The sequence below is a fragment of the Amycolatopsis sp. MtRt-6 genome (assembly GCF_017308975.1).
GTDB lineage: Bacteria > Actinomycetota > Actinomycetes > Mycobacteriales > Pseudonocardiaceae > Amycolatopsis.
Map to the genome: position 1 here is coordinate 94,055 of NZ_JADWPD010000001.1, position 19,334 is coordinate 113,388.

20 protein-coding genes are annotated in these 19,334 nt (G+C 70.2%); 8 read left to right on the top strand and 12 right to left on the bottom strand.

Features of this window, described 5'->3' with window-relative positions; all coding sequences use genetic code 11:
• Positions 1 to 96 precede the first annotated feature (96 nt).
• Positions 97 to 663 carry a bacterial proteasome activator family protein gene (locus I4Q55_RS00535; protein ID WP_206784011.1) on the top strand — a complete coding sequence of 189 codons (567 nt, stop codon included), beginning with the start codon at positions 97 to 99 and terminating at the stop codon, positions 661 to 663.
• 50 nt (positions 664 to 713) lie between these two features.
• Here the strand turns inward: I4Q55_RS00535 and I4Q55_RS00540 are convergent, their stop codons facing one another.
• Genes I4Q55_RS00540 through I4Q55_RS00550 form a run of 3 tightly spaced genes read right to left on the bottom strand, consistent with a single transcriptional unit; the run spans position 714 to position 3,519 of the window.
• Positions 714 to 2,348 carry a hypothetical protein gene (locus I4Q55_RS00540; RefSeq protein ID WP_206784012.1) on the bottom strand — a complete coding sequence of 545 codons (1,635 nt, stop codon included), beginning with the start codon at positions 2,346 to 2,348 and terminating at the stop codon, positions 714 to 716.
• A gap of 26 nt (positions 2,349 to 2,374) precedes the next feature.
• Entirely contained in the window at positions 2,375 to 2,830 is a 456-nt protein-coding gene (locus I4Q55_RS00545; RefSeq protein WP_206784013.1) for a hypothetical protein, read from the bottom strand.
• Positions 2,827 to 3,519: a hypothetical protein gene (locus I4Q55_RS00550; RefSeq protein WP_206784014.1), complete on the bottom strand. Its 693-nt coding sequence runs from the start codon at positions 3,517 to 3,519 to the stop codon at positions 2,827 to 2,829. Before I4Q55_RS00550 ends, I4Q55_RS00545 begins: the two co-directional genes overlap by 4 nt.
• A 101-nt stretch (positions 3,520 to 3,620) precedes the next feature.
• Here I4Q55_RS00550 and I4Q55_RS00555 point away from each other — a divergent pair, with 101 nt between their 5' ends.
• The gene (locus I4Q55_RS00555) at positions 3,621 to 4,295 is read left to right on the top strand and encodes a cytidylyltransferase domain-containing protein (protein WP_206784015.1); all 675 of its coding nucleotides are present in this window, start codon (positions 3,621 to 3,623) and stop codon (positions 4,293 to 4,295) included.
• Here the strand turns inward: I4Q55_RS00555 and neuC are convergent.
• Positions 4,292 to 5,422, bottom strand: coding sequence for a UDP-N-acetylglucosamine 2-epimerase (gene neuC / locus I4Q55_RS00560; protein ID WP_206784016.1), 1,131 nt, complete (start codon positions 5,420 to 5,422; stop codon positions 4,292 to 4,294). The genes I4Q55_RS00555 and neuC overlap by 4 nt on opposite strands.
• Entirely contained in the window at positions 5,415 to 6,440 is a 1,026-nt protein-coding gene (locus I4Q55_RS00565) for an N-acetylneuraminate synthase family protein (RefSeq protein ID WP_091305323.1), read from the bottom strand. The genes neuC and I4Q55_RS00565 overlap by 8 nt, the downstream gene beginning before the upstream one ends.
• Positions 6,441 to 6,561: 121 nt before the next feature.
• Here I4Q55_RS00565 and I4Q55_RS00570 point away from each other — a divergent pair, with 121 nt between their 5' ends.
• From I4Q55_RS00570 to I4Q55_RS00580, 3 genes are read left to right on the top strand one after another with little or no spacing between them, the layout of a single operon-like run.
• Positions 6,562 to 7,515 carry an ABC transporter permease gene (locus I4Q55_RS00570; RefSeq protein ID WP_206784017.1) on the top strand — a complete coding sequence of 318 codons (954 nt, stop codon included), beginning with the start codon at positions 6,562 to 6,564 and terminating at the stop codon, positions 7,513 to 7,515.
• A 6-nt stretch (positions 7,516 to 7,521) separates the two neighbouring features.
• A complete protein-coding gene (locus I4Q55_RS00575) occupies positions 7,522 to 8,337 on the top strand; it encodes an ABC transporter ATP-binding protein (RefSeq protein WP_206784018.1) in 816 nt (271 codons plus the stop codon).
• Positions 8,337 to 9,245 (top strand): glycosyltransferase, encoded by a 909-nt coding sequence (locus I4Q55_RS00580; RefSeq protein ID WP_206784019.1) that lies wholly within the window; start codon positions 8,337 to 8,339, stop codon positions 9,243 to 9,245. Before I4Q55_RS00575 ends, I4Q55_RS00580 begins: the two co-directional genes overlap by 1 nt.
• 35 nt (positions 9,246 to 9,280) lie before the next feature.
• Here I4Q55_RS00580 and I4Q55_RS00585 read toward each other — a convergent pair whose 3' ends face one another.
• From I4Q55_RS00585 to I4Q55_RS00600, 4 genes are all read right to left on the bottom strand, one after another.
• Positions 9,281 to 10,744 (bottom strand): hypothetical protein, encoded by a 1,464-nt coding sequence (locus I4Q55_RS00585; RefSeq protein WP_206784020.1) that lies wholly within the window; start codon positions 10,742 to 10,744, stop codon positions 9,281 to 9,283.
• A gap of 14 nt (positions 10,745 to 10,758) precedes the next feature.
• Complete coding sequence (locus I4Q55_RS00590) at positions 10,759 to 11,328, bottom strand: DUF3558 domain-containing protein (RefSeq protein WP_206784021.1); 570 nt, start codon at positions 11,326 to 11,328, stop codon at positions 10,759 to 10,761.
• A 6-nt stretch (positions 11,329 to 11,334) separates the two neighbouring features.
• Entirely contained in the window at positions 11,335 to 11,781 is a 447-nt protein-coding gene (locus I4Q55_RS00595) for a hypothetical protein (RefSeq protein WP_206784022.1), read from the bottom strand.
• A 129-nt stretch (positions 11,782 to 11,910) separates the two neighbouring features.
• Positions 11,911 to 12,675: an ESX secretion-associated protein EspG gene (locus I4Q55_RS00600; protein ID WP_206784023.1), complete on the bottom strand. Its 765-nt coding sequence runs from the start codon at positions 12,673 to 12,675 to the stop codon at positions 11,911 to 11,913.
• A 118-nt stretch (positions 12,676 to 12,793) separates the two neighbouring features.
• Here I4Q55_RS00600 and I4Q55_RS00605 point away from each other — a divergent pair, with 118 nt between their 5' ends.
• Positions 12,794 to 13,039, top strand: a complete 246-nt coding sequence (locus I4Q55_RS00605; RefSeq protein ID WP_206784024.1) for a hypothetical protein — start codon at positions 12,794 to 12,796, stop codon at positions 13,037 to 13,039.
• A gap of 66 nt (positions 13,040 to 13,105) precedes the next feature.
• On the opposite strand, the gene I4Q55_RS00610 is transcribed toward I4Q55_RS00605, so the two are convergent.
• The gene (locus I4Q55_RS00610) at positions 13,106 to 15,025 is read right to left on the bottom strand and encodes a glycosyltransferase (protein WP_206784025.1); all 1,920 of its coding nucleotides are present in this window, start codon (positions 15,023 to 15,025) and stop codon (positions 13,106 to 13,108) included.
• Between the two features lie 7 nt (positions 15,026 to 15,032).
• On the bottom strand, positions 15,033 to 15,500 hold the full coding sequence (locus tag I4Q55_RS00615) for a GtrA family protein (protein ID WP_206784026.1): 468 nt from the start codon (positions 15,498 to 15,500) through the stop codon (positions 15,033 to 15,035).
• Positions 15,501 to 15,661: 161 nt separating this feature from the next.
• Here I4Q55_RS00615 and I4Q55_RS00620 point away from each other — a divergent pair, with 161 nt between their 5' ends.
• Both I4Q55_RS00620 and I4Q55_RS00625 read left to right on the top strand, forming a co-directional pair.
• A complete protein-coding gene (locus I4Q55_RS00620) occupies positions 15,662 to 16,996 on the top strand; it encodes an FAD-binding oxidoreductase (protein ID WP_206784027.1) in 1,335 nt (444 codons plus the stop codon).
• On the top strand, positions 16,993 to 17,748 hold the full coding sequence (locus I4Q55_RS00625) for a decaprenylphospho-beta-D-erythro-pentofuranosid-2-ulose 2-reductase (RefSeq protein ID WP_206784028.1): 756 nt from the start codon (positions 16,993 to 16,995) through the stop codon (positions 17,746 to 17,748). The genes I4Q55_RS00620 and I4Q55_RS00625 overlap by 4 nt, the downstream gene beginning before the upstream one ends.
• A gap of 10 nt (positions 17,749 to 17,758) precedes the next feature.
• On the opposite strand, the gene I4Q55_RS00630 is transcribed toward I4Q55_RS00625, so the two are convergent.
• Positions 17,759 to 19,276, bottom strand: a complete 1,518-nt coding sequence (locus tag I4Q55_RS00630; protein ID WP_206784029.1) for a hypothetical protein — start codon at positions 19,274 to 19,276, stop codon at positions 17,759 to 17,761.
• Between the last annotated feature and the right edge of the window lie 58 nt (positions 19,277 to 19,334).

The window sequence follows — 19,334 nt, forward strand, 5'->3', positions numbered from 1 at the left end:
GGGGTTGGGTGGAGAACCACCGGGAACCCGGTTTACGGCTACGCTCGGAGACGGACACCCCGTGGGTGTCGCGGAGCGTGTCGAAGGCAAGCCAGGATGGAGCACATGACCGAGCCGAACTTCACAGCGGGTGACCCGGCGCACGATTCTTCACCCCACGTGGTGGTCGTCGGACCGGACGGCACGCCGGTGGGCAGCGCCCCCGTCGACGGCGAACACCCGGAGTCGGTGGGCGACCTCGTCGAAGAGCCGGCGAAGGTGATGCGCATCGGCACGATGATCAAGCAGCTTCTGGAGGAGGTCCGCGCGGCCCCGCTGGACGACGCGTCGCGGACGAGGGTCCGCGAGATCCACCAGACGTCGATCCGCGAGCTGGAGAAGGCGCTGGCCCCGGAGCTGCAGGACGAGCTGGAGCGGCTGGTCCGCCCGTTCACCGACGACTCGACGCCGTCGGACGCGGAGCTGCGGATCGCGCAGGCCCAGCTGGTGGGCTGGCTGGAGGGCCTGTTCAGCGGAATCCAGACGGCACTGTTCGCCCAGCAGATGGCAGCCCGGGTCCAGCTGGAACAGATGCGGCGCGGGCTGCCGGCGGGCCCGTCGGGCGCGGCCGGCCACGGCCACGAGCACGGACCGGGCATTTCGGGCACAGGCCAGTACCTCTGACGGCGGTTGTCCACAGACCGGAGGGCCTGTGGACAACCCCTGTGGACAACTCAGCGCCGGGGACAGACAGTCAGCTGGCCCGCAGGCATGGCGCGTTCGCAGTCGAAGCGGCGGTGCACCCCGGCCGCGACCTCGGCCGGCAGGCGGTCCAGCGCCAGCCAGGACGGCTGCACCACGAGGTACCCGGCGTCCGCGTGCTCGAGGCAGTCGAGGTTCTCCCGGTAGCTCTCCAGCTCGCGCACGGCCGGGATGTACGTGCCGCGCTGCACGAACACCGGCGCCGGGTACCGGCAGTGGGCCGAGTTGCCGAAGAAGTACGCCATGTCGCCGAAGGCCAGGTACACCACGGGCGTGCCGGCACCGATGCGGGCGCGGACCGGCGCGATCAGGCGCTCGTCGAGATCGGCGGCCGCGACCCGCTCCGAGTTCGTGTAATCCGGGTGGATCCCGTCGAACGAGTAGGGCGCGCTCGGCCACACCGGGACCGCGAACACCGCCGACGCGGCGAGCACGGCCACCACCGGCCAGGTCCGGCCACGATCCCTGGCCGCGAGCAGCACACCCGCGACGACCAGCACCGTCAGCGCGGCGTACACGGGCGTCCCGTGCGCCAGGCGCCACTCCGTCGTCGCCGCCGAGACGATCGGCGCCCCGATGCCGAGCGCGATCGCCGCGAGCACCAGCGCCCGGGACGGCCCGCCGTGCTCGGCTGACCAGCGCGCCACGGCGAGTGCGCCGAGCGCGGCCGCGAACGGCACCAGGGCCGCCAGGTGGTACTGGAACCACTGTCCCTGCAGCACGACCGCCGCGAGCACGACGAGGACCGCGGCCGCGGGCAGGAGGAGCCACGCCAGGCGCGCACGCCGTCCCGCCGCCAGCCGCACCAGCACGGCGACGCTCACCGGCAGCAGCGCCACCGCCGGGACCACCATGGCCTCGTTCAGCATCGTCCCGGCGAGCGCCTGCGCGTCGCTCAGCGCCCAGCCGCGCCGGAGCGGGCTTCCGCCGTTGAGGGAGGACAGCTCGCCGAGCCACCGCCACTCCCGTGGCTCGATCAGCACCGTCAGCCCGAACAGCCCGAGGCAGATCGGCACGCCGAGCACACCGGTGAGCACCGCGCGCCGCCGGTCGAGCACCGCGACGACACCCAGCGCGACCAGCGCGGTCGGCGCCGTCGTGTACTTGACCAGCACGGCGAGGGCGAGGAACACCCCACCGGCCACCGTGGCCGGGACCAGCCGCGGGATCCGCAAGGCAGCACCCACACCGCCGGTCGCGAACACCGCGGCCAGCCACTCCGGCTGCAGGAAGTCCCAGTTCGGGGCCAGTGCCAGCGCGACACCCGTGGCCGCGGCGACGACCGTCGCCTCGCGGGCCGGGCGGTACCGCCGCAGGCCGGCACGCAGCAGCAGCGAAACCAGCAGGACGGCGACCAGCGCCAGGATCCGCACGACGGCTTCCCGGACGGGCAGCGGCAGCGCGCTCCCGGCGTCGCCGGCCGCCAGCACCAGCCGGTAGGCCATCGGCCGGTGGACGAAGACTTCGGACGGCGCCAGCCCGGCCCGGCCGGCCGTCTGGAGCGTGCCGAGGACGAACCGGACGTCGTGGTTGAGCCCGGTCCAGGCGATCGTCAGCGCCAGCGGGACCAGGAGCAGCAGCCATGCCCAGGAAGCCCGCCGGAACACGGCGGGTCTCGGGGCGTCGGCGAGGCTCAGCCGGCCACCTCGTGTCTGGCCGCGACGTCTGCTTCCAGGCGGGCCAGGCGCTCTTCGTACTTGGAGATCGCGGCCAGGCGCGCGCGGATGCGGGCGTGCTCGGCGCGGACCTCTTCGGCCTCGTCCGGGGCGTACTCGAGCCGCTCCGCGAGGCGAGCCACCGAGCCCGGCCGTTCGAAGGCGGCGATGCGCGTTTCCAGGGCGGCCAGGTGCGGCGCCAGCCGGCGCTGTTCGTCGTAGAGCCACTTCACGTGGCCGTCGAGTTCCTGCGTGGTCCGCTCGACATCCCGGCGCAGCTCGGCGATGCCCGCGTGCAGCCGGTCGAGCTCGGGCTGGATCCGGTCGGTCGCGATCTGCTCGATCCGCGGCCGCAGCCTCGCCATCACCGGTCGCCAGGCCATGCCGACGAGCGCTTTCGCCCGGGGAACCACCAGTCCGCGAATGTCACTCACTGTATGATCTCGATTCTTCCGGAGTCACGCCAAGTGCTCAGCAGCTTCGATTCCGCGTGCAGCCGGTGTTCCGCCGTCACCCCGACCTTGCTGCCCCAGGCGTGCTCGAAGTCGGTCTGGTCCGGCCGTTCGACGATCGACACCCCGGTGAGGCGCACCCGCGCCTTCGGGAACAGCTGCCGGCACAGGTACGTCACCAGGGTGCCGGTCGTGGCCCAGACGTTCTCGTCCGCCGAAAGCCCGAGGAGCTTGGACAGCGGCAGCACGAACTCCCGGTTCGAAATCGGCACGAACCCCAGGTCGGCGGGCCACCAGTCGGGCAGCGTCTCCGGTTCCCAGAACAGCCGGCCCGGCTCGGCGAGCAGGTAGAGGCGGGAGGTGTAGTCGGCGAACGTGTACGGCGAGACCATGACCCCGCGGTGGATCACCACGACGTCGGTGCGGCGGCCGTAGGTCGGCTCGGCATCCGGCTCGTCCAGCGCGAAGGTCGTCATGCGGAAGACGAGGTCGCTGCCGTCGATCAGCGCGGCACGCTCGGCGTCGGGGGCCATCGGCGCGTTCCCGACCACCGCGATCGTCTCGACCCGCTGACCGCGGGCGTAGGCGGTGAGGAGGTCACGGAGCATACGGCCGGTGTCACCTTCGTCGAGCTGCTCGGACGCTTCGCCCGCGAACTGAGTCCGATTCATCGCTCCCCCATGGCAACGGTGTCCGGGGCCGCCGTCAGGGGGCAGCCGAGCAGACGGACAATAGCCGACAGACCACTGTCGTCACCCGGAAGGGGTCCTCTGTGACCGCGCTGGCCATCGTCCCGGCGAGGGGCGGCTCCGTCGGGCTGCCGGGCAAGAACCTGGCGCTCTTCCGGGGCCGTCCGCTGGTCGCGCACACCGTGCACACCGCCGTCACGGCCGGGATCGCGGACGTCGTCGTCACCACCGACGACGCCGAAATCGCCGCCGCGGCCGAGGCCGAGGGCGCCCGAACCGTCGCCCGGCCCGCCCACCTCGCGGACGCGACGAGCCGGACCCTGCCCGCGGTCACGCACGCGATCGACACGCTCGGCGTCCCCGATTCGACGCTCGTCCTCCTGCTCCAGCCCACTTCGCCGTTGCGCACGGCCGGGGACATCGCCGAGTGCCTCGACATCCACGCGGACCGGCCCACCGGCTCGGTCGTGCAGATGTGCCGGTCGACCGACCACCACCCGCTGAAGGTATGCCTGGAAACGCCGGACGGCGGGATCGCCCCGGTCCGGGACTGGGCGGACCTCGAAGCCCCCCGGCAGACGCTGCCCGTCGTGCTGCGGCCCACCGGCGGCATCTACCTCGTCCGCGCCGGCGACCTGCGCCGGCACGAGCGGTTCTTCATCCCCGAGGTACGGCCCCAGTTCGTGCCGGCCGAGCGCGCGATCGACATCGATTCGGCCGCCGACCTCGTCCTCGCCGAGCAGCACGCGGCCGGCTAGCGGTCCACGAAGGCCTTGTACAGCGAGGGCCGCCAGATCTCCTCGCCTTCGAGGAGGTCGATGATCCGGCGGTGCGCGCCCGGCTCGCCGAACTCGGTGTGCGGCTCGCAGCGGCCCATGGCGCGGGCCTTGCCGATCCCGGCGGTGACGGCCTCGGCGGTGGGTTCGACCGACAGCACGCTGGGCGCCATCGCGCGGTTGCGCTGCCGGGTGCCGACGGTGACCGACGGCGTGCCCAGGACGGGTGCCTCCCGCACGCCGGCGCTCGAGTTGCCCAGCACGACGGCCGCGTTCTTCATCAAGGTGACGAAGTACTCGAACCGCATCGACGGCAGCCGCACGAACCGGGGGCCCGCGAGCCGGTCGAGCTCGCTCCTGATCTCGCGGCAGCCTTCGTCGTTGTTCGGATCGATGACCACCCAGTTGCCGTCGGTGAGCACCGCGTCGACGACGGCCGCCGCGTTGCGCCGGTTGAGGTCGCGTTCCGTGGTCACCGGGTGCAGGGCGAGCAGGCCGTAGTCGGTGAACGGGATCTCGTAGTGGCGCCGGACCTCGTCGAGGTCGGGCAGCCGCGCCGACGTCAGGACGTCCACCTCGGGACTGCCGACGACGAAGATCCGCTCCTCCTCCTCGCCGAGCTGCAGGAGACGGCGCCGGGCCGTCTCGTTGGCGACCAGGTGCACGTGGGCGTGCTTCGACAGCGAGTGCCGGATGACGTCGTCGATCGTGCCGCTGACCTCGCCGCCCTCGATGTGCACGACCCGCACGTTCGCCAGCGAGCCGACGATCGCGCCGGCGAGGGCCTCGACCCGGTCGCCGTGCACGACGATCGCGGCGGGCTGCTCCTCGTGCACCAGCCGGGCCAGCGCCTGCACGGTGTTGGCCAGCACGAGCGCCATCGGCTCGTCCTCGATCTGGTTCGGGATCAGGTGCAGCCGTTCGAGACCGGCCAGCTCGATCTCGCGCACCGTGTAGCCGTAGCTGCGCAGCATGTGCATGCCGGTGACGACGATGCGGGCGGACAGCACCGAGCTCTTCTGCACGGCGAGCATGACGTCCCGCAGCTTCCCGAAGTCGGCGCGGGTCCCGGTGAGGAAGAGGACCTCACGCCGCCCGGACTCAGCCAAGGTCCGCCCAGCTCACCTGCGTGTTCGCCGGCAGCGCCTTGCTGACGGTGCGGCCGAGCAGGCTGTCGTAGTCCTTCGCCTTGATCTCGCCGGTGCCCGGGCGCTTGACCCAGATGTTGTCCGTGGTCAGGGCCTCACCCTCGGCGACGTCCTTGGTGGTGACGACGCAGGCGTAGGCGAAGTCGATCGTCGGCTGTTCCTCGGCCAGGATCTGCTTCGACCCGCCACGAGAGGCGTGGATCAGCCGCGAGCCCTCGACGAGCTGCTTGAACTCGGCGGGCGTCGACGAGACCGGGATGTCCGGCCCCGGCCAGCTCATGTCCGACGTGAAGTGCCGCTCGAGCACCGACGCGCCCAGCGCGACCGCGCCCAGGCACGGGTAGATCGTGGTCGTGTGGTCGGAAAGCCCGAGTTCGGCGTCCGGGAAGGCGGCGTGCAGCTCCGCGATCGCGCCGAGCCGCACCTGCTCCGGCGGCGTCGGGTACAGCGACGTGCAGTGCAGCAGCGCGAAGCCGACACCCGCGGCCCGCAGGATCTCGACGGCCGGGGTGATGGACGCGATGTCGTTCATCCCGGTCGAAAGGATGACGGGCTTGCCGAACGAGGCCACGTGGCGGATCAGCGGGTAGTTGTTGCACTCCCCCGAGCCGATCTTGAAGCCTTCGACCCCCAGCTCGGCCAGCCTGTCGGCGGCGGCGCGCGAGAACGGCGTCGACAGGAAGACGAGCCCGCGCTCCTCGGCGTGCGCCTTGATCTCCCGCTCGTCCTCGGCGGTGAGCGCGACGCGGTTCATCATGTCCCAGATCGGCTCGTCGGCGTTGCCGGGCACGACGTCGTTCGGGATCATCTCGTCGTCGACCACGTGGGTCTGGATCTTGACGACCTGGACGCCGGCGTCCGCGGCGTCGTCGACCATCTTGTGCGCCTTCTTGGGGTCGCCTTCGTGGTTGATCCCGATCTCGGCGATCACGAGAGGGGGGTGGTCGGCACCGACCGGGTGCTCGCCGAGCATGAACATGGAGACCTCCGGGTCGCGTGGCTGCGGTCCGTCCCCGACCCTATCCCGTGGACCGCCGGGGCCGGTCCCGCCCCAGTGCCCTGTCAAGGACGCCGCGGATCCCATCGGTACCCTCGTCCACGTGCATGCCACCAGCACGGTTCAGGCCGCAGACTCACCCGTGGCGACGCCCGCTCCGCCGGCGTCGGACAGCAAGACGTTCTCGCGTGCCTTCGCCGACATCAAGGCCGGTTTCCGCGCCCGCGAGCTCTGGGGTCACCTCGGCTGGCAGGACATCAAGCAGCGGTACCGCCGCTCGGTGATCGGGCCCTTCTGGATCACCATCAGCCAGGCCGTCATCGCGCTCGGGCTCGGGCTGCTGTACTCGCAGCTGTTCAACGCGCCGATCGAGGTGTTCCTGCCCTACCTGTCCACCGGGTTCATCCTGTGGGGCTTCATCAGCGGCTGCCTCGCCGAGGGCATGGAGACGTTCATCTCCAACGAGGGGCTCATCAAGCAGCTCCCGGCGCCGCTGAGCGTGTACATGCTGCGCACGGTGTGGCGGCAGACGCTGCTGCTGGCGCACAACATGATCGTCTACGTCGTGATCCTCGTGATCTTCTTCTCGGCGCTGGACACCCCGTATTCGCTGGGCGCCCCGGACGGCCTGTGCCACCAGGGCCTGTACTGCCACCCCGGCCTGAGCTGGAACATCCTGCTGGCCATCCCGGGCTTCTTCCTGCTCGCGCTGAACGCGGGCTGGGTGACGCTGCTGCTGGGCATCATCTCGACCCGGTTCCGCGACATCCCGCAGGTCATCAACTCCCTCATCCAGCTGCTGTTCTACGGCACGCCGATCGTGTGGCCGGTCGACCAGCTGATGGGCGGTGGGGCGCGGGCGGGCATCTCCTGGGTGCTGCCGATCATCCAGGCGAACCCGCTGTACCACTTCATGCAGGTGGTCCGGGCGCCGCTGATCGGCCAGTCGTTCACCCCCGGCAACTGGATCGTGGTCGGCTCCATCACCGTCGTCGGCTGGGCGCTCGCGCTCGTCGCGATGCGCAACTACCGTGCCCGCGTCTCCTACTGGGTGTGACACAAAATGGTCAGCATTGACGTCCAGAACGCCTTCGTCGACTTCCCGATCTTCGACGCGAAGACCCGGTCGATGAAGAAGAAGGTCCTCGGCAAGGTCGGGGGCAAGATCGGCACCGACACCAAGGTGCCGATCATCGAGGCCCTGCACGACGTGACCCTGAACCTCCGCGAGGGCGACCGCGTCGGCCTGGTCGGGCACAACGGTGCCGGCAAGTCCACCCTGCTGCGGCTGCTCGCCGGGATCTACGAGCCGACCCGCGGGTCGGCTCGGATCCAGGGGAAGATCGCGCCGGTCTTCGACCTCGGCGTCGGCATGGACCCGGAGATCTCCGGCGAAGAGAACATCATCATCCGCGGCCTCTTCCTCGGCATGACCGCCAAGGAGATGGAGAAGCGGGTCGACGACATCGCGGAGTTCACCGAGCTCGGCGACTACCTGAAGATGCCGCTGCGGACGTACTCCACCGGTATGCGCGTGCGGCTGGCGCTGGGTGTCGTCACGTCGATCGACCCGGAGATCCTGATCCTCGACGAGGGCATCGGCGCGGTCGACGCGGCGTTCCTCAACAAGGCGCGCGACCGCCTCAAGGACCTCGTCAAGCGCTCCGGCATCCTGGTGTTCGCCAGCCACGCCGACGAGTTCCTCTTCGAGCTCTGCGACTCGGCGCTCTGGATGGACGAGGGGCACATCAAGCAGCAGGGCTCGCTGCGGGACGTCCTCACCGGATACAAGGGCCGCGACCCGTTCCAGGACATGAGCAAGGAAACGCTGCAGCGCCTGGGTATCGAGCCGGTAGCGACGACGAACGGCGGAGAATGATGGCCAGCGAGACCCGGCAGCTGCCCGACGGCGCGGTCGTCGGCGTGGTCGTCACGCGGCACCGGCGCGAGCTGCTCGCGGACTCACTGAAGATCATCGCGGCCCAGACCCGGCCGGTCGACCACCTGGTCGTGGTGGACAACGGGCCGGACGACTCCGCTCGCGAGGTCGTCGAGAACTACCCGCTGCCGCACACGTACCTGCCGTCGCACCGCAACCTGGGCGGCGCGGGCGGGTTCGCGCTGGGCATGCTGCACGCGCTGTCGCTCGGCGCGGACTGGATCTGGCTGGCCGACGACGACGGCCGCCCGGCCGACGAGAACGTGCTCGCCATCCTGCTGGAGGAAGCGGAAAAGCGGGACCTGGCGGAGATTTCGCCGGTGGTGTCCAACATCGACGCACCGGACAAGCTGGCGTTCCCGCTGCGCCGCGGCCTGACCTGGAAGCGGTCGCAGGCCGAGCTGGGCACGGACTTCCTGCCCGGCATCGCGTCCCTGATGAACGGCGCGTTGTTCCGCGCGTCCACTTTGGACGTCGTCGGCGTGCCGGACCTGCGCCTGTTCTTCCGCGGCGACGAGGTCGAGCTGCACCGGCGGCTGGCCCGCTCGGGGCTGCCGTTCGGCACGTCGCTGAAGACGAAGTACCTGCACCCGGACGGCTCGGACGAGTTCAAGCCGATGCTGGGCGGCAAGTTCCACGCGCAGGACCCGGAGAACGAGGTCAAGCGCTACTACACGTACCGCAACCGCGGGTACCTGCTGTCGCAGCCGGGGATGCGGAAGATCGGCGCGCTGGAGATCGTCCGGTTCGGACTGTACTTCGTGGGCGTGAAGCGCGATCCGAAGGCGTTCCTGCAGTGGCTGAAGCTGGTGCGGCAGGGTCGCGCCGAGAAGTTCTACCGCTACTGAAAAGGGGCCCCTTTGCCAGGGGCCCCTTTTTCGTGCTATTCGCCGATGACCGGCGGCGCGGTGCGCATGTCGGTACCGAAGACCTCGTCGGGGTCACCCTCGACCAGGTAGGTCGGCCGCGAGTGCTCGGTGTCCTCGTCACCCTCGCCCTTGGCGCCGCGCGCCAGGCCGCCACCGGGGCCCATGCCCCCGCGACCGGCGGCACCCGCGCCGAGACCACCCATCCCGCGTCCGGCGGCCGCTTCGGCGGCCCCGATCCCGCCCGGCCGGGCCGCACCCGACGCGGCGCCGGCGCCGGTCGCGTTGCCGGCACTGGAGCCACCGGGGCCGAACCCACCGCCGCCCCCGCGTCCGCTACCGCCGCCGACCTTGGAGTTGTAGGCCTCGTCGCCGCCGAAGTTCATCCCGCCCATCGGCATCGGGCTCATCGGCGGCATCCCGCCGAACTGCTGGTTCGGGTTCTGCGTCGAGGCCGCCGGCAGCGAGCTGGGCGTGAAGCCGGACGGCGTGGTGGAGCCCGCGGGCATGAACCCCGACCCGGTGGTCGAGCCGGGCCCGGAGAACTGCGGGGCCGGCCCACCGGTACCGGGAACGGCACCGGGCGCGAAGCCACTGGGCGTGTTCGAGCCGGGCATGTTCACGCCGGACGGGTTGTTGATGCCGTTCCTGTCCCCGCTGCCGTTGGGATCACCACTACCCCCGCCGGTGCTGAAGCTCGGCGGCGGGGCGAAGGCGGGCTGCTTGGAGGCGGCTTCGTAGAGGTTCTTGTCGTAGGTCGCCATGACGCCGGCGGCTTCGTCGTGCGCTGCCTGGCTGTCCTTCTGCTTCTGGATCGACTTGTCGACGTTGTCGGCCAGGTTGAAGGGGTTCGAGGTCGCCCAGCCCTTGAACTCGTCGGTCCAGCTGAACGGAATGGGAGCAGGCATGGAGTTCTTCGCCGTGGCGGCGGCCTGCCCCTGGTCGTAGATGGTTTCCGAGGCCAGTTTGGCGTTCTGGGAGTTGGCGTCGGACCACTTGCCGAGGCTGGTGAAGTACTGCTGCGCGTTCTCGGCGGCCGCGCCTTCCCAGGTGCCCTTGGACGCGTTGACGGCGGTGTTCATCGACTGCGCGAACTTGTCGAAGACCTTGTGCACTTCGTGGTACGCGGTCGAGACTTCCGACACCTGGTCGACGTTGAGGTTGCTGGCCAGGAACGCTTGGAGCTGCGTGTGGTCGGTGCCCTTGTAGTCGGCGTTGGGGGCGTTCAGCCCCTGGACGTACTCGACGTCGCGGCCTTTGGTGGCCTCCTCGACGTTCTTGTCGCCCATCTGCTGCGACTGGCTCTTGGCCTTGGCCTGGGCGATCCACTGCTGAACCGGCCCGAACAGCCAGCTGCTGGGGTCGACGCCCTCTTCGGCCTTCTGCTGGAGGTAGGCGTCCCGCTCGGCGGGCGCCATGTTCTGGACCTCTTGGGGCGTCTTGTCCTGGGTCTTCGGAGCTGGACCCTGTCGCGTGCTCATCTGAACTCCCCCCACTACGCCTTGGGCAGTTTCGGCTCGACGGCCTTCGTGGCCACGTCCTCGGCGATCTGACAGGCCTTCTCGACGGTTCTGACCGAGGTGACGTTCACGTCGACGCGCGCCTTGTCCCCCACGCCGAGGGCGACCGTGCAACCCAGCGGCGCGGTACTGGACGCTTCCTTGGCCTTGCGGCCGTTGATCTCGAGGTCCTTGACGCCGTTCCCGGTGTCGACGACCGAATCGAGCGGGGCGTCGTCGCGGATCGCGACGTTGATGCCCATGCTTTCTTCGCTGGCCGTGGTGGTCTTGTTCAAGTAGCCGCAGACCCGCGCCGTGCCGAGCTTCTGCTCCTTGGCGTCGCCGAACGTGCTGTAGGCGCTGATATCAGCGGCAGTGAGCAGGGTGCACGGTTCGAGCGATGTGGTCGTGGCGCTGCCCGGATCCGCCGAAGCCGAACTGCCGGACGTGGGCGCGGCCGGCTCCGAGTTGGCGGGCGATGCGGTTCCGGGCTGAGTGGTCGTGCAGCCGGCCAGCAGGAAGGCGCCGGCGGCGACGGGCAGAACAGCGCGTGCGAGGAGTTTCATCGTTCCCTACGGCTTGGACTTCATGGCGTCGAGAGCAGTGTTCTCGGATTCGTGGTAGAGGCCGGCGGCACGCGCAAGCGCCTCGTCGGCCTGCTGGGCCACCTCGCGGAGCTGTGCCAGCACGACGCCGGCGGAGCCTTCCGCCTGTGCCGCGCCCTTCTGGTCGTGGGCCGCGACGGTGTGGCCGTAGGGGTGGTTGCCCAGTTGCGGTGACTGGTTGAGCGTGTAGGTGGTCTGCTCCAGACCGCGAAGGTCGGTGACCAGCTCGTTCAGCGCGTCGCGGAGCGGCTTCACACCTTCCGGGGTGATCTTGAAGCCACCACCGGCGGCCGCGGCGACCAGCTTGTCCGTTTCAGCTTTGACGGCCAGGACCGCGGCACCCATGCTCGCCGATGAAAGCGGGTTGACGATGTCCGCGATCGAGCCTCCGCCACCACCGTCCGCAATCAACATCGCTGTTCCACCCCGAATCGCTTCGCCCGTGCGTGTGCACCCGGGAGTCTACTAGCCGGGCACCCTCCGCCACGGCCGTTCACCGATCTTCCCCTTCGACGCAGCCGCGCGGCCGGCGGTTCCGGAACGTCAGAACTGGCCTTCGAGCTGGGCGTACAGCTGCTGGGCCAAGCGGGCGTTGTCGGCCGGGGCGTACGTTATCCAGCGCTGGCCGTCGGCGGCTGAACGGGATGACATCAGCCAGCGGCCGCTCGGGGTGTCGAACCAGGCCAGTGGGGGGTGCGTTCCGGTGCGGGTCTGGGCCGTGAACTGGCCCACGCGCTTCTTCGGCTCCTGGAAGACGCGCTCGATCATGCGGACCTGGGGACCGCCGCTGCCGCTCTGCGACCGCGGGCCGCTGACGCCGGCGAACGGGTCGTACGCCTCGTCGCGGCGCTGGTGGCGGGGCTGCTGGACCGGCCTCGAAATCGTCACCGACTGGCCTGGTGCCGCCGGGGTCAGCGGCAGCAGGTCGACGATCGCCGGGACGATGCCCGTGGGGCGGACCTCCTCGAAGACGATGAGGTTCTCCTCCTGGCGGGCGAGCACCGCGAACTGGCCGTCGGACGCCACCCGCGCGAACAGGTGGCGGTCGCCCAGCTCGGCGGCCGCGTTGATCGTCACGCTGCCGCGGACGAACGTCGCCAGCGCCAGCTCGGCGTCCGCGTCCAGGCGGCCGCGGCTCCACAATCCACGGCCGGTCAGGTCGCGGACCACGGCGTCGCGGATCATCGCGCGCTGCTCGATGGTGGTGCCGACGTGCGGGACCTCGAACGGTGTCGGCGCGCGGCCGAAACCGAGCTGTTCGAGCAGGATGTCCACCGCTGCCAGTGACAGCGAGAACGAGTGCGGCATTCGCTTCCAACCCCCCGCGGATGAGTCCGGCCTTCGCCGAAAACGGTAGTCCACCCGCCTGCTCCGCCCTCAGCGAACCCACTTGCCGGGGCAAGATCGCCGCTGGTCCGATGGACGCATGGCTGACCCGAAACCCGCCCTCGTCCTGCACCTCGCCACCGGCGGCGAACCACTGCTGTTCGCGCTGACCACCGAAGAGTCCGGAAAGCTGGCGGGCAAGCTCGCCCAGCTCGTCAAGGACGGCGCCGTCGAGACGGTGACCACCAAGGACCACTCGCCGGTCGCGATCAACTTCGCCCACGTCGCCGCCGCGTACGTCGACGACCTCGCCCGGAAGAGCACCGTGTTCGGCATGCACAGCTGACAGCGCCGATCCAAAACATCCGAAGGCCGCCTCACGACGTACGTGAGACGGCCTTCGCGAAGCACGTCAGAGCTTGTACAGGCGCTTCCAGTTCTCGCGCGAGGTGAGCTCCGGCATGGCCCGCTTGTACTGCTCCTGCACCGCCGCGCCCTCCTTGCGGAGCCGCTGGATGACCCGCGCGCCCTGCTTGGCCAGCGCGAACATCTTCACCCGGTCGTAGGACCGGACGCGCACGCCTTCCTGGCTCGCGTCGGTGACGACGGCGGTGTCGAACAGCGCGATGTGCCACCAGTTGGCCTCGTCGATCGGCACCGCGCCGAGCCCGAAGCGGCTGCGGCCGAGCACCCGGTCGAGGACCCGCTTGATCAGCACCAGGCGCTGCATGCTGGGCCGCGGCGCGCTGTTGATGATGCCGATGTCGTTGGACGCGATGCCCGGGACGTCGGTCGCCTTGTGGCGCTTGGTCTCGGGGTAGTTGTCGCGGATGCGGCGGATCTCCTGCATCGCCTCGACGCCGCCGTCACGCAGGACCTCGGGACCCTTCAGGAAGTCCTCGACGGCCTTGATCAGCGTCGCCGACAGGCCGTACTGCATGCCGAGCAGGTAGCGGACCAGCTGGGCGATCAGCACCCGCGAGAGCAGGTTCAGGTTGAACGGCGAGTGCAGGGCCGCGGTGATGATCGAGTTGCGCAGGTTGAAGTACCGGTGCCACTCGTCCCAGTCCTTCATGTGGAAGTCCGCGTGCCACACGCCCGCCCCCGGCAGGGTGACGGTCGGGAAGCCGTGCGCGCGGGCCCGGTACGAGTACTCGGCGTCGTCCCACTGGAAGAAGAACGGCAGCGGGTAGCCGGTGGCCTGGACGACCTCGTAGGGGATCAGGCACGACCACCAGCCGTTGTAGCCGGCGTCGAGGCGGCGCTCCTGGCGGTTCGGCTTCAGCGTCTCCTCGTCCACGCCGAGCAGGTCGGCGGTGGAGAGCGAGTGCTCGACCGGCTGGCCCGGCTCGAGCGTGTTGAGCCGCGCGTACTCGGCGCCGACGTGCAGCTGGTTCGGGTGGAACAGGTTCAGCATCTGGCCGCCGACGATGATCGGGTTGGCGGCGCGGTTGGAGAACGCCGTCATCCGGATCACCAGGTCCGGCTCGAGCAGCACGTCGTCGTCCATGAACAGGACGTTCGCGTGCTCGGTCGCGGTGTGCCCGGCCACCTCGAACAGGCCGCGGGTGAAGCCGCCGGCGCCGCCGAGGTTCGGCTGCTTGATGTAGTGCAGCTTCTCGCCGAGGTCCTTGGCGACCTGCTCGAAGCCGTCGCGCGACTCGACGAGGTCGGTGCCCTGGTCGGCGACGTAGATCGCGTCCAGGGTGTCCAGCGAGGAGACGTCCGCGGCGAGGGCCTGCAGGTTCTTCAGGCAGTCGTCGGCGCGGTTCATCGTGCAGATGGTGACCGCGGTCGGGCGGATCTTCTCCGGGGCCTCGACCGTCCAGCGGACCTGCTCGACGCGCAGCGTCTGGCCCCCTTCGGTCTCGAGGTCGAGCCAGAGCGCGCCGCCGTCGTAGAACTTGTCGAGCTTGCCGGTCAGCGTCACCTTCGCCTGCTTGGCGTCCTTGACCTGCTCGGCGGCCACCACACGCGGCTCGCCCTCGACGTCGGAAGCGCCCATGGACAGCAGGCCGGTGCCGGTGACGACCGCCTCGACCGAGACCTCGGTCACCGTGGTCCAGCGCTGCCAGTAGCTGGCCGGGAACCGGCCGAAGTACGTGTTGCCCGACACCTTGGAGGCGGGCTCGAGGGTGATCGACGCACGTTCCCGCACGGCCGAACCCCACTCGAGCTCGGCGTACAGGTCCTTGCTGACGATCGGCGCGGGGCCGGCGTAGAGCCCGCGCTGCGCCGTCAGGCGGCCCTGTGGAGTGTGCTCGGTGAACCGCGTCTCGGCGGCCGCGCCGGCTTGGGTGCTCGGCGCCGGGGTTGCTGTTTTACCGGGCATGAAGTCCTCAGTTCTCCTTGGTCGACGGCTCGCGGAAAACGACCCACTTGAGCATCACGAAATTGATCACGGTGGCGGTGGCCTGCGACACGGCCCAGCACAGCGTGTGCTGCCACGCGGACTCCGGCAGCACCTGCAACATGAGCTGGTTCACCCCGACCGCGACGAAGAACGTCACGGTGTAGAGCAGGACGAACGAGCCGATCTGCGCCTTCCCGTCGCGGCGCCCGCCGGCGAAGGTGAACTTCCGGTTCAGGAAGAACGCCGTGGTCGTGCCCACGATGAAAGAGATAGCGCGGGCGATGTCGACCCACGGTGAGGTGGCCATCCCGGCCGCCTGGGTCAGCAGCGTGTAGGTGCCCAGGTCGACGAGGGCGCAGAAGCCCCCGATCAGGGCGAAGCGGATGAGCTGGCCCAGCAGTCCGGGAGAGGACTGCGCAGCCGCTATGTCGGCTTGCGGATCGGTCGCCACCACTGCATTACCTCGATACCTGAGTCACGGTCACCCGCGCGGGCGCTTGTGCCTTGATGCGCAAAGTGTAGAGATGAGCACTTCAGGGTCACGTCTCGGGCGGTATTCGGCGTGGCTACCCTGGTCGGGTGACCCAAGCACCCAATACACAGCGTCGCACGCTCATGGGCTGGGCGCGGACCGCACCGACCACCGCCGACGTCCTGAGCACGCCGGACGTCGAAACCATCGCGCGCGCCGTGGCCCAGGCCGGTGAACGCGGCGTCATCGCCCGCGGCCTCGGCCGGTCCTACGGCGACCCGGCGCAGAACGCCGGCGGCCTCGTCGTCGACATGACGGCGCTCAACCGGATCCACTCGATCGACCCCGACACCGCGCTCGTCGACCTCGACGCCGGCGTCAGCCTCGACCAGCTGATGCGCGAGGCGCTGCCGTACGGCCTGTGGGTCCCGGTGCTGCCGGGCACGCGCCAGGTGACGATCGGCGGCGCGATCGCCAACGACATCCACGGCAAGAACCACCACAGCGCGGGCAGCTTCGGCAACCACGTCGTGTCGATGGACCTCGTCACCGCCGACGGGCAGATCCGCACGCTGACGCCGGAGGGCCCGGACGCCGAGCTGTTCTGGGCGACCGTGGCCGGCATCGGCCTCACCGGCATCATCGTCCGGGCCAGGATCCGGATGACGAAGACCGAGACCGCGTACTTCCTCGCGGACAACGAGCGCACGAACAACCTCGACGAGACGCTCGAGCTGGTCAGCAACGGTTCCGACGACAACTACACGTACTCGTCGGCCTGGTTCGACACGATCTCCACCGGCTCGAAGCTGGGCCGCGCCGCCTTCGGCCGCGGCTCGCTGGCCAAGCTGGACGAACTCCCGCCGAAGCTGCGCGCGAACCCGCTCAAGTTCGACGCCCCGCAGCTGGCGACGCTGCCGGACGTCTTCCCGAACGGCCTGGCCAACAAGCTGACCTTCGGCGCCATCGGCGAGCTGTACTACCGCAAGACGCCGAAGGCCGCCCGCGGCGTCATCCAGAACCTGACGGCCTTCTACCACCCGCTCGACATGTTCGGCGAGTGGAACCGGGCCTACGGCTCGAAGGGTTTCCTGCAGTACCAGTTCTCGACGCCGCTGAACGCGCACGAGCCGCTGCGGAACATCGTCCGGAAGATCGCCGAGTCGGGGCACGTGTCCTTCCTCAACGTCTTCAAGCGCATGGGCGAGGGCAACGCGGCACCGCTGTCGTTCCCGCACCCCGGCTGGATGGTCTGCGTCGACTTCCCGATCAAGGACGGCCTGAGCCGGTTCTGCCAGGAGCTCGACGAAGACGTCCTGGAGCTGGGCGGGCGGCTGTACACCGCGAAGGACTCGCGCACCTCGCCCGAGACGTTCGCGAAGATGTACCCGCGCCTCGAAGAGTGGCGCAAGGTGCGCGCTTCCATCGACCCCGAAGGCGTTTTCGCCTCTGACATGAGCCGGAGGCTCGAACTGTGATCGACGCGGTGGGCAACCCCCAGTCCCTGCTCCTGCTCGGCGGCACGTCCGACATCGCGCTGGCGATCGCCGAGAAGTACCTGGCCGAGAAGCCGCTGCGCGTGGTGCTCGCGGCCCGGCCGTCGCCCCGTCTGGAGGCGGCCGCGCAGCGCCTGAAGGACCGCGGCGCCGAGGTGTCCACAGTGGACTTCGACGCCGCGGACACGGCCTCGCACCCGGCCGTGCTGGCGAAGGCGTTCGAGGGCGGCGACATCGACGTGGCGGTCGTGGCGTTCGGCCTGCTCGGCGACCCGGAAGAGGTCTGGCAGGACCACGCGAAGGCCGTCGAGCTGGCGACGGTGAACTACACGGCCGCGGTGTCGGTCGGGGTGGCGCTGTCGGAGAAGCTGAAGGCCCAGGGCCACGGCACGGTGATCGCGCTGTCGTCGGTGGCGGGCGAGCGGGTCCGGCGCTCCAACTTCGTGTACGGCTCGACGAAGGCCGGCTTCGACGGGTTCTACCTCGGCCTCGGCGAGGCTTTGGCGCCGCACGGCGTGAAGGTGACGGTCGTTCGGCCCGGGCACGTCAAGACGAAGATGACCGAGGGGCTCAAGGACGCTCCGCTGGCGCAGACGGCCGAGCAGGTCGCGGAGACCGCGGTCGGCGCGGCCCGCGCGGGCAAGGACCTCGTGTGGGCGCCGGCGCAGTTCCGGCTCGTGATGTCGGTCCTGCGGCACGTGCCGCGGCCGATCTTCCGCAAGCTGCCGATCTGACGCGCGGCGCTCAGCCGCCGACGGCGTGGGCGGGTACCAGGTAGAGGTTCTGGCTGCCCACCCAGGGTGAGTCGATGTGCCAGCTCGCCAGCGCGGCCGGCGGCGGGGCTCGGCGGGTGGTTGCCAGGACCAGGTCCGGGCTGATCGGGGCCACGCTGTGGTCGAAGTTGTGGAAGTTGGCCTCCAGCAGCGCCCGGCCGAGGTCGCCGCTGCGGCGCTTCGTCTCGGTGATGGCCGGGTCGACCGCGCCGCGGTCGGAGAACTCGTCGACCAGTTCGCAGTCGCACGCGTACGCCAGTGCGCCGACCTCGCCCGCCGTCTCGACCTTGCGGCCGTGGGCGATGGCCGCCAGCTCGTGGCCGATCTCGCGGTACTCCGTCGTCGACGCGTGGTTGCTCGTGATCGGGGCGAACTGGCGGGGCAGGCCCGGGAGCGCGTACACCACCGCGCTCGCCACGAGCGCCGCGCCGGCCGCCGTCCACGTTGCGCGGCGTACGCGCTCCGGGACCGCCGATGCGCAGGCGGCCAGGAAGATCGTCGCGCCGATGATGCTCGGCGCGTAGTACCAGTGGTAGGGCGGCACGCCGAGCCGGCTGTAGGCCAGGTAGTGCAGGGCGCCGGCGATGGCGAGCGCCGCGAACGGTGTCAGGCGGCGGGCCGTCTCGGAGCCGCGGCGGTACTGGATGATCCAGGCGGTTCCGGCGAGGCCCGCGAGCAGCAGCGGCAGGAACGACAACGCGGCCGCGGCCGGGAAGTTGCGCCAGTACAGCAGCGGGCCGTTGGTGAAGCTGAACGGTCCCCACGACTGCTGGCTGATCTTGATGACGAGCGTGTCCGGCACCGCCGAGCCGAGCACCACCCAGCTGAACCCGAACCAGGGCAGCGTCACCGCGAGCGCCGCGAAGGCCGTCCGCCAGATGCCGGTCCAGAACTCGCGGCGGGCGGCGAACAGCACCGCGGCGATCAGCAGCAGGTCGAGCCGGACGAGCGCGAGCAGCCCGATCACCACGCCCAGCCGGCCCGCGCGGCGCTCCCCCGCGTAGACCAGCGTCCACACGACGCCGGTCGCGCCGAGCGCCACCTCCAGGCCGATCGAGGACAGCAGCAGCGGGTTGAGCAGCAGCAACGCGAACGTCAGCGGCGCGAACGCCGCCGGCAGGCCGGTGCGCTCGCCCAGGCGGCGCAGGCCCAGCACGAGCAGCACCTGCGCAACGACGAACACGACGCCGGCGGCCAGCACGGCGTCGCGCACGACGAACGTCACCGCACCGAGGGCCAGGACGTTCAGCGGGGACGTCGCGGTGTTCGCCGTCCCCTGTTCGATCAGGCCCCAGTGGCCGTGGAAGGCGAGGTTCTTCGCGTAGGACAGCGTGATGTAGGTGTCATCGATGAGATGGCCGCTGACCAGGGCGAACACCAGCACGGAGGCAGCCGCGGCGCCCACCGGCAGGGCCCACGAACGGGCGACGGGGATGGCCGTCGGCAGCGCGCGGACGGCTTTGGGGAGTTCTGCGGAGGCGCTTCGCATCCCGGCCACCGTACCCCGCTCGTGATACTTCTGTGATCTGAGCGGGGTATGGGTGGCC

Excerpts from the sequence above, each read along its gene's own strand:
- I4Q55_RS00535 (WP_206784011.1), top strand. The coding sequence starts at position 97 with ATGGAGCACATGACCGAGCCGAACTTCACAGCGGGTGACCCGGCGCAC.
- I4Q55_RS00550 (WP_206784014.1), bottom strand. The coding sequence starts at position 3,519 with ATGAATCGGACTCAGTTCGCGGGCGAAGCGTCCGAGCAGCTCGACGAA.
- I4Q55_RS00565 (WP_091305323.1), bottom strand. The coding sequence starts at position 6,440 with ATGTTCATGCTCGGCGAGCACCCGGTCGGTGCCGACCACCCCCCTCTC.
- I4Q55_RS00575 (WP_206784018.1), top strand. The coding sequence starts at position 7,522 with ATGGTCAGCATTGACGTCCAGAACGCCTTCGTCGACTTCCCGATCTTC.
- I4Q55_RS00580 (WP_206784019.1), top strand. The coding sequence starts at position 8,337 with ATGGCCAGCGAGACCCGGCAGCTGCCCGACGGCGCGGTCGTCGGCGTG.
- I4Q55_RS00585 (WP_206784020.1), bottom strand. The coding sequence starts at position 10,744 with ATGAGCACGCGACAGGGTCCAGCTCCGAAGACCCAGGACAAGACGCCC.
- I4Q55_RS00590 (WP_206784021.1), bottom strand. The coding sequence starts at position 11,328 with ATGAAACTCCTCGCACGCGCTGTTCTGCCCGTCGCCGCCGGCGCCTTC.
- I4Q55_RS00595 (WP_206784022.1), bottom strand. The coding sequence starts at position 11,781 with ATGTTGATTGCGGACGGTGGTGGCGGAGGCTCGATCGCGGACATCGTC.
- I4Q55_RS00600 (WP_206784023.1), bottom strand. The coding sequence starts at position 12,675 with ATGCCGCACTCGTTCTCGCTGTCACTGGCAGCGGTGGACATCCTGCTC.
- I4Q55_RS00605 (WP_206784024.1), top strand. The coding sequence starts at position 12,794 with ATGGCTGACCCGAAACCCGCCCTCGTCCTGCACCTCGCCACCGGCGGC.
- I4Q55_RS00610 (WP_206784025.1), bottom strand. The coding sequence starts at position 15,025 with ATGCCCGGTAAAACAGCAACCCCGGCGCCGAGCACCCAAGCCGGCGCG.
- I4Q55_RS00620 (WP_206784027.1), top strand. The coding sequence starts at position 15,662 with ATGGGCTGGGCGCGGACCGCACCGACCACCGCCGACGTCCTGAGCACG.
- I4Q55_RS00630 (WP_206784029.1), bottom strand. The coding sequence starts at position 19,276 with ATGCGAAGCGCCTCCGCAGAACTCCCCAAAGCCGTCCGCGCGCTGCCG.